Below are 13,425 nucleotides of genomic sequence, written 5' to 3'. Positions count from 1 at the left end.
CGACACATTCAAGAACGCGCACGAGACACAGATGACAGACATTTCGATGACGGACACCTCCAAAGCCCGCCGCAACGTGATGATCCTCGTGATGGCCCAGGCTTTCTTGGGCGCGCAGATGTCGATGATTTTCACCATCGCGGGGCTTGCCGGGCAATCTCTGGCCGCGAACCTCTGTTTTGCAACGCTGCCGATTTCCGCAACCGTTCTGGGCTCGATGCTGGCCGCCACGCCTTTGTCGGGCATCATGCAGAAATACGGCCGTCGCGTCGGCTTTTGGATCGGCACCGGGTCCGGCACAGTGGGCGCGGGCATCGGCGCCTTTGCCTTGATGCAACAGAATTTCTGGCTCTTCGTCATCGGCGGTCTCTTCACCGGCGTGTACCAATCGTCGCAGGGCTTCTTCCGTTTCGCCGCCACCGACACCGCCGATGAGGCGTTCAAACCGAAAGCGATCTCCTATGTTCTGGCGGGCGGTCTGGCCTCGGCGATCATCGGGCCGCAGCTTGTCAAAGTGACGTCGCAGGCGATGGTCGTGCCGTTTCTGGGCACCTATCTGGCGGTGATCGTGATCAACCTCGTGGGCTCTTTGTTGTTCCTCTTCCTCGACATTCCGAAACCGCCGGTCTCGACCCATGATCACCTCATCGGGCGCTCGCGGATGGAATTGCTCAAGACCCCGCGCGTGGCTGTCGCGATCATCGTCGCCATGGTGTCCTACGCGCTGATGAACCTCGTGATGACTTCAACGCCGCTGGCCGTCGTGGGCTGTGGGTTCGAGCAAAACACCGCCGCCGATGTGGTCTCCGCCCACGTTTTGGCGATGTTCATCCCGTCGTTTTTCACCGGCTTCCTGATCTCGAAATTCGGCGTCGAGCGCATCATGGCGACGGGTCTCGTCATTCTCGCCTGTGCGGGCGTGGTCGGCATGATCGGCGTCGATCTTGAGAATTTCTTCATCGCCCTCATTCTTCTGGGCATCGGCTGGAACTTTGGCTTCATCGGTGCGACTGCGATGCTGTCCTCTGCCCATGAGCCGTCCGAGCGCGGTCGGGTTCAGGGCATGAACGACCTGATCGTCTTTGGCGGCGTGACCATGGCCTCACTGGCTTCGGGCGGCCTCATGAACTGTTCAGGCGGCTCCGCGCAAGACGGTTGGGCGGCGGTCAACCTCGCCATGGTGCCGTTTTTGACACTCGCAGGCGGCGCGCTGATCTGGCTTTGGATGCAATCAAGAGAGCGGCTTTAAAGCGTCTTTCCGAAACGCGATTTATTTTCTCAAAGATATAGTGAACCGATGCCCCAAGACCCGCAAACATACCGCCAATACGCCTACCTCGACATTACAGGCAACGGTCCCTCCAGTCGGATCACCGAAACGCTCGGACTAACACCTGATGAGGATTGGTCAGAGGGCGATCCATGGCAGACCAAAGGCCGTCACAGAACGCGCAGGTTTACCTATTGGAAACTCAACAGCGGGGTTTTGGAAACCGAAGATCTCAACACGCATACCAAGGCAATTTTACAGCGCTTATATACACATGAGTCGGCCCTCAAAAACTTGACCGGAGAGTATGATGTAAGGCTGGTTCTGGTCAGCTACAATCTGCAAGGCTTTAGCTTTGAACTGGATTTCCGGCATCAAAGACATCTCACCCAGCTTGGAATCCGCACGTGGTTTGACGCCTATATCGATGAAGACGTGCATAAACTCATGTTTGACATCCGGTCGAAATATGGCCGCGATGTTTTTGACTCAGAGTAGTTGTTCAGAGCTCTGATACGCTACTATAGGTCAAGGGGTGAGGCACTTACATCTCGAGGGGCGCCCTAATCAATATCGCCCCTGATCCGCTCGCGATGCCGCGCCAGCCATAGCGCAGACATATAAAGCGGGCCGACATCCAACTGCCCCGCGTCGCACATCGCCATCAGATCGTCGAAGGACATCAGATAGGACGCGATGTCCTCATGCTCATGATCGAGGCCGCCGCCGGTTTGGGTGATGCCGTCGGGCAGGTCCGCGATGCCGATATAAGATGTCACATACTCCGTCATCGCGCCGGAGGACGGGTAATATTCCGCAATCTTGTGCAGCGCGCCGATCGTGACGCCCGCCTCTTCCTCGCCCTCGCGCCGCGCGGTGGCCTCGGGCCCCTCGCCCGCATCCACACGGCCCGCGATGGGCTCGAGCATCCAAGGCCGCTTGTCACCCCGCGTGAAAGGCCCAAAGCGAAACTGTTCGATCACCAAAACCCGGTCGCGGACCGGATCATAGGGCAAGACGGTGACCGCATCCGCCATCAGAAAAGCAGCGCGGGTCATGCTTTGGGACTCGGAGCCGTCGAAATGGCGGTGCTTGATGGTCCGGTCGTCCACGGCAAAGAAAAAGCTATAGGGAATGTCACGGCGCAGCGAGGTGACATCGTCTCGGGTCATATCGACCCGCGAGGCCGCGCGCGGACGCCCGCCCGCCTCCGCCGTCATCCGCGCCCAGGCGCGGGTGAAGATCATCGGGCGCAGGGGGCGCAACTCTTCGACGCTGCGCTCGCCGTGATATTGCACCACCTCATGCGCGGCGGCCGCGATGAATTCGGGCGACAGAAACGGCTCGTCGCCCTCCAGAACCTCACGCAGAAAGTCAATCTCCGTGGCAGAATAACGCGGACTCAAGCCCGCAAACACATCGCTTACGCCCATTTCCGTGCCGCCTTTTCCGTCAGCCACCCGCCAAAGAACCCGCCGACGATCAGGATGAACAGGACATCGGGTTTCAGCACATACATGATGTATTCGCGCATCAGATCGACCATCGACATCAGGGCCTCCGTCGGGCCGCGATAGCGTTTGTCCAAGGAGCGGTGGATCATCGTCTCGAAGGCGAAATAGAACACCGACCAGAAGGTCAGAATGACAGAGGAGGAAAACCCGTAACTGTAAGCCGCCGCCATCGTGTCGCCTGCGCGTCTGCCGAGGAAAATCCAGCCGGTCAGAAGACCGAAAAACCCGGCGATATAGGTCATGAGGCCATAGCGCGTGCTTTCTGGAAGGTAATTCTTCGCCAGCTCGGCGGCGAACCAGGCCAAAAGGGCGAACCAAATGGCGGCAACGAGTTTTGCGGCTGTGGGCATATTTACCTGCTCGGGTGGGCGATTGTGATTTGTGTTACGTCACAGTTTCCCCCGTGAAAGGTCGCGGCGCAAGAGGTCAGATAGAAATTCCACATCCGACGAAACCGGTCGTCAAAGCCCATGGCTTCGATGTGATCCCATTTCGCGTTGAAGGTCTCATACCAGCGCCGGAGCGTGATCGAATAGCTCTCGCCGAATTCGCGGCTTTTCACGGTCTCAAGCCCCGATTTGTCGATCTCTTCGCGCAAAACGGTGGGGCTTGGCAGCATCCCTCCCGGAAAGATGTATTTCTGAATGAAATCCACGCCTTTGCGGTAGGTTTCAAAGCGTTTGTCCTGCAATGTGATGATCTGCAACGTCGCCTGCGCGTCCGCCTTCAGGCAGTCGCGGATTTTTCCGAAATAGACCGGCCAGTATTTCTCGCCCACCGCCTCGAACATCTCGATCGAGGCGATGCCGTCATATTGCGCCGTCTCGTCGCGGTAATCTTGCAGTTTGAGCTGCACGCGCTCGGACAGCCCCGCCTTTTGAATGCGCTCGGCTGCGAAGCGGAATTGCTCCTCGGAAATGGTCAGCCCCGTGACCTTGAGCCCGCGCGCTCCCGCCGCATATTCGGCAAAGCCGCCCCAACCACAGCCGATCTCCAAGACATGATCGCCGGGTTTGACGCCCATCTCATCGACCATGCTCTTGTATTTCGCGATCTGTGCGGCCTCTAAGCTTTCCTGCCCGGTCTCAAACAGCGCCGAGGAATAGGTCATCGTGTCATCGAGCCAAAGGCGATAGAATTCATTGCCCAGATCGTAGTGATAGGAAATGTTCTTTTTCGCCTGCCTGCGCGTGTTGGAATTCATCCAATGCCGCATCCGCTCATAGGCGCGCACGAAAGCCATGCCGGGGAAGCCATCGTAGAGATCGTCATTTCCGGCGTGCAACAGATCCATGAAAGCCATCAGATCGGGCGTCGACCAGCCGCCGTCGAGATAATCTTCGCAAAACCCCAGATCGCCCTCGCGAATGAGCCGGGCAAAGACATCGTCGCTTTGCACATCGAGCCGCGCCACGGGACCCGGCGCTTTCCCATTTGCGCGAAACACCCGCCCGTCCGGAAACGCGAAATCCAACTGGCCGCGCGCCATGTCTTGCGCCACCGCAAACACATTGCTGAAATAGCGCGGAAGATTGTCCTGACCCTCCGTGCTTGTGAGGACCTCTTCGGTCGGAAGTTTGCTGTTGTCGTGCATCCTCTCACCCCGCTTCTCTTTACGAGTTTAGCGCAAACTGAGATTTCGTCACCCTTTCAATGTCTCATAGGCGGCAAGCGCCTTTTCGCGGCCCTCTTTGAGGCCCATCACCGGGTCGGGATAGGCGTCTTTGGACGACAGTTTCCAAGATTTCGGAACAGCGTCGAAATAGGACAGCGCGGTCTTGGTCGGGCGCGCCTCACCTTCGGCGATCCAGCGGCGCAGATAGGTGCCGTCCTTGTCGAATTTCTCCGCCTGACCGTCCGGGTTGAAAATCCGAAAATAGGGCGCCGCATCGGGGCCACAGCCCGCCACCCATTGCCAGCCCATGGCATTCGACGCCGGGTCCCAGTCGATCAGACACTCCTCGAACCACTTCAGCCCCACCCGCCAATCGGTCAGCAGATGTTTGGTCAGGTAAGACGCCGCGATCATCCGCGCGCGGTTGTGCATCACGCCGGTGACGAACATTTCGCGCATTGCGGCATCGACGAGACGCACGCCTGTGCGGCCCTGACGCCAGCGTTCGGCGTCCGCGTTGTCTTGACGCCACGGGAACGCGTCCCAGCCCTCGCGGTGGTTTTGCTCCGGCAGGTCGGGTTCGTGGTACAAAAGATGATAGGCAAACTCGCGCCAGACCAGCTCTTTGAGAAAGTGTTCGGCGCCCTTCGCCCCGTCTTCCATCGCCTGCCAGCCCGCGAACCAGATGCGGCGCGGGGAAATCTCGCCATAGGTCAGGTTTTCCGACAGGCCCGAACACACCGGTTCGGCGGGGAAATCGCGGCGGGCTTTGTAGTCATTCGCGTGGTGTTGGAGAAAGGCCGACAGCCGCCCGTTGGCGGATGCTTCGCCGATATGGCAATGCGGAAGCACCACCTCGGCGCCTCGGCGCATCGCGGCGCCCAGTTGCCAGTCCTCCAGAGTATCGCTCTCGGGGAAGGCGTCCGGCCATGTGATGTCAGGCTTCGCCAAAGGCTCCGGCACGGGATGATCGCGCACGGATTTCCAGAACGGCGTATAGACCTTGTAATAGCCGCCTGTTTTGGTCTCGACCGTCCAAGGTTCGAACAGAAGATGCGCATTTGACGACTGCGCCTCGACGCCCGCCTCTTTCAATGCGGATTTGACCTCGGTGTCGCGCGCAATGGCGGCTTTGTCGTAGAGCCGGTTCCAATAGACGGCTGTTGCACCCAGCTCGTCCACCAGTTGCAAAAGCTGACCCTTGGCGGCCCCGTGGCGCAGAACAACCTTGCCACCCAGCTCCTCGATCTGCGCCATGAGATGGTCGAGCCCAAGACCCAAGCGCCATTTCGGCGCGGCGCCAAGCCCGTCCACCGTGTCATCTCGAATGAACACCGGCACAACCCGCCCGGCCTTGGCTGCGACCACCAGTGCGGGGTTGTCGTCGAGGCGAAAATCCCGCCTGATCCACCAAATCGAAACCATGATGCCTCCTTGTTTCAGACGGTTACGTCCGAAAACACCTTTTGGATCACATCACGCGGCATCTTCGGCCTCGCGGTCTTCTGCTTGCGCCGACCACATCGCCGCATAGGCACCGCCCTGTTTCAACAAAGCCTCATGGGGGCCGCGTTCGATCACCTGACCTGCGTCCAACACAACGATCTCGTCGCTGTCTGCGATCGTCGACAGGCGATGCGCGATGGTGATCACTGTGCGCCCCACACCCGCCAGTTTCAGCGCGCCAAGGATGCTTTGCTCCGTTCGGGTGTCCAAAGCGGAGGTCGCCTCGTCCAACAGCAGGATCGGCGGGTCTTTCAACAGCGTGCGCGCGATGCCGACCCGTTGTTTTTCCCCGCCTGAGAGCTTCAATCCGCGCTCGCCCACCTGCGTCTCGTAACCTTCCGGCAGAGCCATGATGAAATCGTGGATCTGCGCCTGTTGCGCCGCCGCGACGATCTCTTCATAGGTGGCCCCATCGCGGCCGTAGCCGATGTTATAACGGATCGTGTCGTTGAACAGCACCGTGTCCTGAGGCACGACGCCGATGGCGCGGTGCAGGCTTTCTTGCGTCACGTCGCGGATGTCCTGACCGTCGATTTGAAGGCTGCCGCCGGTCACATCGTAGAACCGAAAGAGCAGCCGCCCGATGGTGGATTTGCCCGAGCCGGAATGGCCGACAATGGCCAAGGTCTTGCCCGCTGGCACCTCCAGATCGACGCCTTTCAGGATCGGCCGCGCCGGATCATAGGCGAATTCGACAGCGTTCAAAGTAACCGTGCCGCCGGTGACTTTGATGTCCTTCGCATGCGGCGCATCCTTGATCTCCGCCGGTTGATGCAGCAGCTCGAACATCTCTTCCATATCGACCAGAGCCTGCCGGATTTCGCGGTAGACCGTGCCGAGGAAATTCAAAGGCATGGTGATCTGGATCATATAGGCGTTGACCATGACGAAATCGCCGACGGTCATCTGACCGTTCTGCACGCCTATGGCGGCCATGACCATGACGATCACGAGGCCCCCGGTGATGAAAAACGACTGGCCGAAGTTCAGAAACCCCAGAGAATAGGCGGTCTTGTTGGCGGCGACCTCATAGGCTTCCATCGCCTTGTCGTAGCGCGCCGCTTCGCGTTTCTCGGCGACGAAATATTTCACCGTCTCGAAATTCAACAGGCTGTCGACGGCCTTCTGGTTCGCGTCGGTGTCCTGATCGTTCATCTCTTTTCTAAGCTTCACGCGCCACTCGGTGACCTTGTAGGTGAAGAAAATATAGATCGCGATCGTCACCAAAAGCACCAGCATATAGGTCGGCCCGAAGGCGAAGGCGATAACGACCAGCACCATCAACAACTCAAGCGCCAAAGGCCCGATGGAAAAGACCAGAAAGCGCAACAGGAAGGCCACGCCTTTCACACCACGTTCGATGATCCGCGACAGCCCGCCGGTCTTGCGGGTGATGTGATAGCGCATCGAAAGCGCGTGAATGTGGTTGAAGGTCTCAAGCGCCAGTTGCCGGAGCGCCGATTGCGCCACGGGCGAAAAGATCACGTCTCTGAGCTGGTTGAATCCGTTGGTCATCAACCGCGCCATGCCGTAGGCGACCGTCAGGCCCACAGCGCCCGCGCCCAGCATCCAGGCGGCGGATTGCCCCTCCCCCGCGAGCGCATCGACCGCGGCCTTGTAAAGCACCGGCGTGCCCACCGTGACCAGTTTCGCCGCCAGCAAAAACACCATCGCGACGATCACCCGCGCCTTGGTTTTGCCGGCGTCCTCCGCCGTTTTGTCAGGCCAGAAATAGGGAATGACCGCCCGGATCACCGCCCAGCCGTTTTTGGGTCCATCGGTCACTCTCAAAGGGCGATTGCCGCGCATGGAGTTGCCTTTCACTTTTGAAACAGGGGCGCAACCTGTCCTATGTCGCAGGCAAGCGCAAGCCCTCTCTGCGCAAGAGACCTATGCGTCAAAGAGACCGGATGTCATTCAGGTATTTCGAAAATTTGCCCCGGATAGATCAGGTCCGGGTCGCGGATCTGCGCCCGGTTGGCATCGAACAGACGGACATAGAGATAGCCGTCGCCGTAGCGCTCGGAGGCAATGCCCCATAGCGTGTTGCCCGGCTGCACGGTGACCGAGGCGATGCGCGGCTTGGGGGCGCTGGCCGCTGAGGGCGGGGTCTCTGCCGTCTCTAGCGACGTCTCTGGCGCAGGCTCAGCGGCCTCCGACGATCCCGCCGCGATCTCGGCCAGTTTGGCGATCTCTTCGCGCTGGAACTGGCTTTCAACACGGGAGATCACGGCGCCCTCGGCTCCGACCTGATCCACACGCAGGGTGTAACGCCCCGCCGCAACGCCTTCGAGCTCACGCCGCCATTGGCCGTCCGCGCCCGCGCGCGCCTCGGTCAGAAACGCCCCGTCGAGATAGATCAAAAGCTCCGCCCCAGGTGCCGCACGGCCCGAAACGAAGACCCGGCCCTCCAGGTCATAGGTGATCGCATCGATGCGCAGCTCTGCGGGCGCAGTGCCCGCCTGTTGTAGCACTTTGACGCCTTCATCGTCGGCCATCAGCACGGTCGGCTGGTCCGGTTTTGGCTCAGAGACTTGACCTGTGCCCTGCCCGGACGCTTCCAAGCCTGTCGCCTCCAGAACCTGCGTCGCGACGGCCACGCCCGCGCTTTGCGAGGTTCCAGACACACCGCCCACAGAGCTCTCCGGCGGCAGATCGGTTTCATCACCCAGAGAGACCGGTGTTTTCGGCGGCGCGCTGGCGGGGGCGATCAGAACGGTTTCCGCACTGGCAAGCTCTGCCGAAGCAGATTTGGACATCAGCCGCATTTCGCGGGCCTCTCCTGACGCGGGCAACTCAAAGAGCGCGACGAATTCGCCCCGCTCGGAGGCCTGCGCCTGGGTGACCTCTTCGCCATTGACCAGAATGGACACGGTCGCGCCCGGTTCGGCCCGCCCGGCCACTGTCGCCAACCCATCGGGCGGAATGCGCACCAGATCGAAGGCCGGATAGAGCTGGGCGGTGGCCTCGGTCATTTCCGGCTCGCTCTCAGCGGCAGCGCCCTGATCCGCAGCGCTCAGATCCACCACCGCAGCGGGGGCCTCCGTGCCGTCAGGCTGCGCCATATCCGGCCCTGCCTGCGGTCGCGCAAGATAGAGCGTGGCCCCGATCGCCAGCACAATCACCGCCGCCCCGACACCCGCCGCCGGCAACATCCATCCGTTCGTGTTCGACATCATCTGTCCCCTGTTTCCCCCGCCAAGACAGAGCACGATGATCTGGCCGCATCCCCTGCGGCAATCCTCGCGTCGATCAAGACTTGAGAGAGCCTAGCAAGGGGTCTAACAAGGGTCAAAGACTTCCTTTTTTGAAAGTGTATGCGATGTCCGATCAGCCCTATTCCACGCCGTTTTCCGTCTGCGTCTATTGCGGCTCACGTCCGGGCAACAAGGACAGCTACGAACTCGCCGCCACCGAAATGGGCGAGGCCATCGCCACCGAGGGTTGGCGTCTGGTGTACGGCGCGGGCGATGTCGGGTTGATGGGCGCCGTGGCGCGCACGGCCCAAAAGGCCGGTGCCGAGACCTTCGGCGTGATCCCGACGCATCTTTTGCCGAAAGAGGTCGGCAAACGCGATCTCACGCGGTTTATCATCACCGAAAACATGCATGAGCGCAAAAAGGTGATGTTCATGAATTCGGACGCCATCGTGGTGCTTCCGGGCGGCGCAGGCTCGCTGGACGAGTTTTTCGAGGTGCTGACCTGGAAACAGATCGGCCTGCATGACAAGCCGATCTTTCTTCTGTCCACCGACGGCTATTGGCAGCCGCTCGAAGCCCTCATCGATCATGTCATCGACGAAGGTTTTGCGCCGCTCTCGACCTCGAGCTATTTCGAAACTGTGGAAACGGTCGAGGCGTTGGTCGCCGCCTTGCGGGCCCGGCGCGCGGAGCGCTCCTGACGCAGCACCTCAATCGTGTAAAGCGCCAGAGCACTCCAGATCAGCGGCATGGCAATGGCATGCCAATGGGTGAAGGGTTCCGAAAAGATAAAGACGGCGATCAGGAATTGGATCGTCGAATTGATATATTGCCCCATGCCGACGATGTTGAGCGGCAGGCGACGCGCGGCGGCGGCGAAAAAGATCAGCGGCACGCCGGTCACGACGCCCGAGGCGATCAGCATGAGCGACATGTACCACGACGTCCCGAAATTGCCGGCCGCCTGTGTCTCTGTGCCGCCCCAACCGTAGAGGTGAATGCCCACAAGCCCGATCAACGCCAGTGGCACGAGGAAGACCACCTCGGCCGCAACAGACAGAAACGGCCCTGCGACCAGCGTCTTTTTGATCGCGCCATAGATGGAAAAGGTCACCGCCAGCGTGAGCGCAATCCACGGCAGGCTGCCGATCCCGATGCCAAGCACCAGAACCGCGACCACGGCCAGCACAATCGCGACATATTGCAGCCCGTAGAGACGTTCCTTGAACACCACGACGCCCACCAGCGTGGCGACCAGCGGGAAGACATAATAGCCAAAGGCCGCCTCCAAGGCCTGCCCGGACTGCACGGAATAGATGAACAGCCCCCAGTTGATCGAGATGAACAGCGCCGCAAAGATCACCTTGCGCTGTTGTGGGCCACTGACCAGGCGCCAGAATTCGCCAAGGCGTCCCTTGAGCACAATCCAGATGCCGAAGAGAACGAAGGTCCATATCGTCCGATGCGCCAGAATTTCTGTCGCCGGAACCATGGCCATCACTTTGTAATAAAGCGGCGAGATGCCCCAGAGGGTCTGCGCGAGCAAGAGCGCGACCCAGCCTTTTTGTGTCTCAGTCATGGGCGGACAAAGCATTTTTCTGCACTGCAGCGCAAGGCGCAAAAATGCACAGGACATCTGTCAGCCCCACCTCCGACTGCACAGCCTAGCCGCCCGTGACCTGCGTCACAAAGGCGTCAAAGGGGTCCTCGCCCGGCCCGTAAGGAAGATGGGGCGCAAAGCTTTCGGGGGGCACCTGTCCGGTCAGCTCCAGACAGAGCATGCGGGCCAGATCGGGCGGGGAGAACTCTTCGTCAAAGCTGTCCTCGAACTGTTCCTCAGGCGTTTCTGCCAGAGAATTGCGCCCGTAAATCTCGATATATCCCATGGCCAAAAGCCGGATCAGATCGGAAGCGCTCTCAGCCAAAGTCAGACATTCGCCTTCATCGCCCAGGAACACATAGCGCTGAGGCTGGCCCTCCACCTGCCAGAGCGCGATATAAGACCCGGTGCTCGAGGCGTGCAGAAAGGGAATGATCTGATCGTCATAGCCGCCCTCGCCGAACCAATGCCGCACCAGATCGGGCGGCTGGCAGAAATAGACATCGCTCGTCAGACCTTCGGGCCGCGTCGGGTCTTTGATCGTGACGACGGTCTCGCCGCCGATATGGACATGCCCGGCCGCACCGAGCCCGTCCATGAAGCGCAGCAGAAGCGGATCGAGAGTTACACCCGCCGCCTCAAACCGCGCCAGAAAGGCCGTGCGAAACGCCGCATAGGTCGTGGTCACATCCTGTCTCCCTGGCAAAACGCCTCTATCGCGTTCAGGAAAATCTCCGCCCCCAAGGGAATAAGCGCATCGGGAAAGTCGAAATCCGGGTTGTGCAAGTCTGGTTGATCCTCGCCCGACCCCAAAAACAGCATCGCCGCCGGGATTTCCGTGCCGAAAAGGCCGAAATCCTCGGACGGACGCATCGGGATCGCACCCTCAACACGCGGCAGGCCTCTCACCGCCTCTTCCAAGAGCGCGGTCGCCTCGGGCGCATTGACCGAATGACTGAAAGCGTCATGGATGGTGATGTCAGGCGTAAAGGCGGCGGAGGAGGTTTCGATCAGCGCGCGAGCCTCGGCCTCAAGCGCTGACATTTCACTGTTCAAAAGCGTGCGCAGGGTCACTTGCAACTCCGCCTCTCCGGGGCTGATGCCAAACGACGGGACACCCAGCCGCGCGTGGGTGACGGTGCAGAGCCGAAAGCCCGGGTCTTCGGTCGGCAAATCCCGCGACAGTGCGCCCAAGGCCGGGATCAGTTCCGACAGTACAAGACCGGGCGAGCGGCCATTTTCGGGCCGTGCGGCGTGAGAGGTCTGGCCGGTGAAGCGGATATGAAGCCCGCGCGAAGCACAGGCCACCGGCCCCTCTTGTAAGGCCACAGAGCCAAGAGGCAGCTTTGGCAGATTGTGCAGGGAGATCGCCAGATCGGGGGTGAGCGCGGCGAAGGTCGGATCGGCCATCACGGCGCGGGCGCCCTGCCCGGTCTCTTCGGCAGGCTGGAACACCAAAACCACGCGGCAGGCGGGCGCCTGTTGTGCCAGCACGCAAGCCACCGCGTAAAGCGTCGCCATATGGCCGTCATGACCGCAAAGATGCCCGACGCCCTCATTTTGGGATCGATACGCGGGACCAAAGTCCTCGACGATGGGCAAAGCGTCCAGCTCCGCCCGGATCATCAGGGTTTTCGTGCCCGCGCCAAAGACGGCGGCGACGCCCGTGCCGCCCAGCCCTTCGATCACCTCTGCGCCCAGATCGCGCATGCCCTGAGCGATGCGTTTGGCGGTCTCATGCTCCGCGCCGGAGACTTCGGGACAGCGGTGCAGCTCATGGCGCAACGCCACGGCCTCGGCGCGTATCTCGGGGCTCAGGCTCCAGGCCTTGGGGAGGGGATATGTCATAATGTGGTCTCCGGGGCATTCTTCGGACCGCAGAGCGTCACCACCGTAATCTCAGGCGGCATATTGATCCGCACCGGATATTCGGAACAGCCGATGCCGCCGGAGATGATCAACACGCGCCCCTCCGCCTCGTAGCGCCCATAGGAATAAGTCTCATTTTCCGCCGCCATAATCACGGGCGACCGGTTGCCAATGCGAATTTGTCCGCCGTGGGTGTGGCCCGAGAGGGTCAGGATGCATTGCGCGGGCACATGCGGAAACAAGTCAGGCTCATGCGCCAAAAGGATCACAGGCGCCTCCGAAGTGACCTCGCGCATGGCGGCCTCCAAATCGTCAAAGCCTTCGCCGTCGGGTCCCTCGTCATAGGGGCGCTGATCGCCCAGACCGACGAGCCAGACCTCGCCGCCCTCATGCGCCAATTTCGCCGCCTCATTGTCCAACAAGGGAATGCCGTGACGCGTCAGCGCCTTTTGTGCTTCGCAGGGCACGCGGGTCTTGGCGGCCTCGAAATCCTGCCACCAGTCGTGATTGCCGAGCACGGCATAGGTGCCATGTGTGCCACGAAATTCTTTCAACGCGCCGATGATGGCGTCTTTGCCCGTCTGCCCCCAGGTCCAGCCATGAGCCGCGGAATAATCGCCCAAAAGCACCGCCAAATCCGGCGCCAGACGATTGGCTTTGCGGGTGATCCGTCTGACCCGCGACAAAGGGATGTAAGGCGCGCCTGCGTGCAGATCGGAAATAATCACGATCCGCATTGGGGCCCGCGCACCCCACGCCGGGTGCTCGACACGGTAGCGTTTGACACGCAAACGCCAGGCCGGTTCGATCCAAAACCCGTAAAAAAGGGCCAGGAGCACGACGGCTCCCAG

Annotated in this window: 13 protein-coding genes; 3 read left to right on the top strand and 10 right to left on the bottom strand. The window is 60.7% G+C overall.

Going from position 1 to position 13,425, the window contains the following annotated elements; translation table 11 throughout:
* The first annotated feature begins 31 nt into the window (after positions 1-31).
* A complete protein-coding gene (locus ACN0X0_RS04970) occupies positions 32-1,249 on the top strand; it encodes an MFS transporter (RefSeq protein WP_417278269.1) in 1,218 nt (405 codons plus the stop codon).
* A gap of 48 nt (positions 1,250-1,297) precedes the next feature.
* On the top strand, positions 1,298-1,768 hold the full coding sequence (locus ACN0X0_RS04965; protein WP_417278268.1) for a DUF4279 domain-containing protein: 471 nt from the start codon (positions 1,298-1,300) through the stop codon (positions 1,766-1,768).
* A gap of 65 nt (positions 1,769-1,833) precedes the next feature.
* Here ACN0X0_RS04965 and ACN0X0_RS04960 read toward each other — a convergent pair whose 3' ends face one another.
* The 6 genes from ACN0X0_RS04960 to ACN0X0_RS04935 all read right to left on the bottom strand — a co-directional run bounded on the left by ACN0X0_RS04960 (position 1,834) and on the right by ACN0X0_RS04935 (position 9,081).
* A complete protein-coding gene (locus ACN0X0_RS04960; RefSeq protein WP_417278267.1) occupies positions 1,834-2,703 on the bottom strand; it encodes an NUDIX domain-containing protein in 870 nt (289 codons plus the stop codon).
* Entirely contained in the window at positions 2,694-3,134 is a 441-nt protein-coding gene (locus ACN0X0_RS04955) for a TrgA family protein (protein ID WP_417261112.1), read from the bottom strand. The genes ACN0X0_RS04960 and ACN0X0_RS04955 overlap by 10 nt, the downstream gene beginning before the upstream one ends.
* 2 nt (positions 3,135-3,136) lie before the next feature.
* On the bottom strand, positions 3,137-4,378 hold the full coding sequence (locus ACN0X0_RS04950) for a class I SAM-dependent methyltransferase (protein WP_417278266.1): 1,242 nt from the start codon (positions 4,376-4,378) through the stop codon (positions 3,137-3,139).
* A gap of 48 nt (positions 4,379-4,426) precedes the next feature.
* Entirely contained in the window at positions 4,427-5,824 is a 1,398-nt protein-coding gene (locus tag ACN0X0_RS04945; RefSeq protein WP_417278265.1) for a cryptochrome/photolyase family protein, read from the bottom strand.
* 51 nt (positions 5,825-5,875) lie between these two features.
* On the bottom strand, positions 5,876-7,714 hold the full coding sequence (locus tag ACN0X0_RS04940) for an ABCB family ABC transporter ATP-binding protein/permease (protein ID WP_417278264.1): 1,839 nt from the start codon (positions 7,712-7,714) through the stop codon (positions 5,876-5,878).
* A 104-nt stretch (positions 7,715-7,818) separates the two neighbouring features.
* Complete coding sequence (locus tag ACN0X0_RS04935; RefSeq protein WP_417278263.1) at positions 7,819-9,081, bottom strand: LysM peptidoglycan-binding domain-containing protein; 1,263 nt, start codon at positions 9,079-9,081, stop codon at positions 7,819-7,821.
* A 146-nt stretch (positions 9,082-9,227) separates the two neighbouring features.
* On the opposite strand from ACN0X0_RS04935, the gene ACN0X0_RS04930 reads away from it, so the two are divergent.
* A complete protein-coding gene (locus tag ACN0X0_RS04930) occupies positions 9,228-9,806 on the top strand; it encodes a TIGR00730 family Rossman fold protein (protein ID WP_417278262.1) in 579 nt (192 codons plus the stop codon).
* Here the strand turns inward: ACN0X0_RS04930 and rarD are convergent.
* From rarD to ACN0X0_RS04910, 4 genes are all read right to left on the bottom strand, one after another.
* On the bottom strand, positions 9,734-10,684 hold the full coding sequence (gene rarD / locus ACN0X0_RS04925; protein ID WP_417278261.1) for an EamA family transporter RarD: 951 nt from the start codon (positions 10,682-10,684) through the stop codon (positions 9,734-9,736). The genes ACN0X0_RS04930 and rarD overlap by 73 nt on opposite strands.
* An 85-nt stretch (positions 10,685-10,769) precedes the next feature.
* Positions 10,770-11,393 carry a hypothetical protein gene (locus tag ACN0X0_RS04920; RefSeq protein WP_417278260.1) on the bottom strand — a complete coding sequence of 208 codons (624 nt, stop codon included), beginning with the start codon at positions 11,391-11,393 and terminating at the stop codon, positions 10,770-10,772.
* Positions 11,390-12,553: an amidohydrolase gene (locus ACN0X0_RS04915; protein WP_417278259.1), complete on the bottom strand. Its 1,164-nt coding sequence runs from the start codon at positions 12,551-12,553 to the stop codon at positions 11,390-11,392. The genes ACN0X0_RS04920 and ACN0X0_RS04915 overlap by 4 nt, the downstream gene beginning before the upstream one ends.
* Positions 12,550-13,413, bottom strand: a complete 864-nt coding sequence (locus ACN0X0_RS04910) for a metallophosphoesterase (protein WP_417278258.1) — start codon at positions 13,411-13,413, stop codon at positions 12,550-12,552. Before ACN0X0_RS04910 ends, ACN0X0_RS04915 begins: the two co-directional genes overlap by 4 nt.
* Positions 13,414-13,425: the final 12 nt, after the last annotated feature.

Source organism: Celeribacter sp. (genome assembly GCF_048270365.1).
In the GTDB taxonomy this organism is placed as follows: domain Bacteria; phylum Pseudomonadota; class Alphaproteobacteria; order Rhodobacterales; family Rhodobacteraceae; genus Celeribacter.
This window is presented reverse-complemented; position numbering and strand designations above follow the sequence as displayed.

Coding starts and splice junctions, on each gene's coding strand:
- rarD (WP_417278261.1), bottom strand. CDS start 10,684: ATGACTGAGACACAAAAAGGCTGGGTCGCGCTCTTGCTCGCGCAGACC.
- ACN0X0_RS04955 (WP_417261112.1), bottom strand. CDS start 3,134: ATGCCCACAGCCGCAAAACTCGTTGCCGCCATTTGGTTCGCCCTTTTG.
- ACN0X0_RS04960 (WP_417278267.1), bottom strand. CDS start 2,703: ATGGGCGTAAGCGATGTGTTTGCGGGCTTGAGTCCGCGTTATTCTGCC.
- ACN0X0_RS04940 (WP_417278264.1), bottom strand. CDS start 7,714: ATGCGCGGCAATCGCCCTTTGAGAGTGACCGATGGACCCAAAAACGGC.
- ACN0X0_RS04970 (WP_417278269.1), top strand. CDS start 32: ATGACAGACATTTCGATGACGGACACCTCCAAAGCCCGCCGCAACGTG.
- ACN0X0_RS04930 (WP_417278262.1), top strand. CDS start 9,228: ATGTCCGATCAGCCCTATTCCACGCCGTTTTCCGTCTGCGTCTATTGC.
- ACN0X0_RS04965 (WP_417278268.1), top strand. CDS start 1,298: ATGCCCCAAGACCCGCAAACATACCGCCAATACGCCTACCTCGACATT.
- ACN0X0_RS04945 (WP_417278265.1), bottom strand. CDS start 5,824: ATGGTTTCGATTTGGTGGATCAGGCGGGATTTTCGCCTCGACGACAAC.
- ACN0X0_RS04950 (WP_417278266.1), bottom strand. CDS start 4,378: ATGCACGACAACAGCAAACTTCCGACCGAAGAGGTCCTCACAAGCACG.
- ACN0X0_RS04915 (WP_417278259.1), bottom strand. CDS start 12,553: ATGACATATCCCCTCCCCAAGGCCTGGAGCCTGAGCCCCGAGATACGC.
- ACN0X0_RS04935 (WP_417278263.1), bottom strand. CDS start 9,081: ATGTCGAACACGAACGGATGGATGTTGCCGGCGGCGGGTGTCGGGGCG.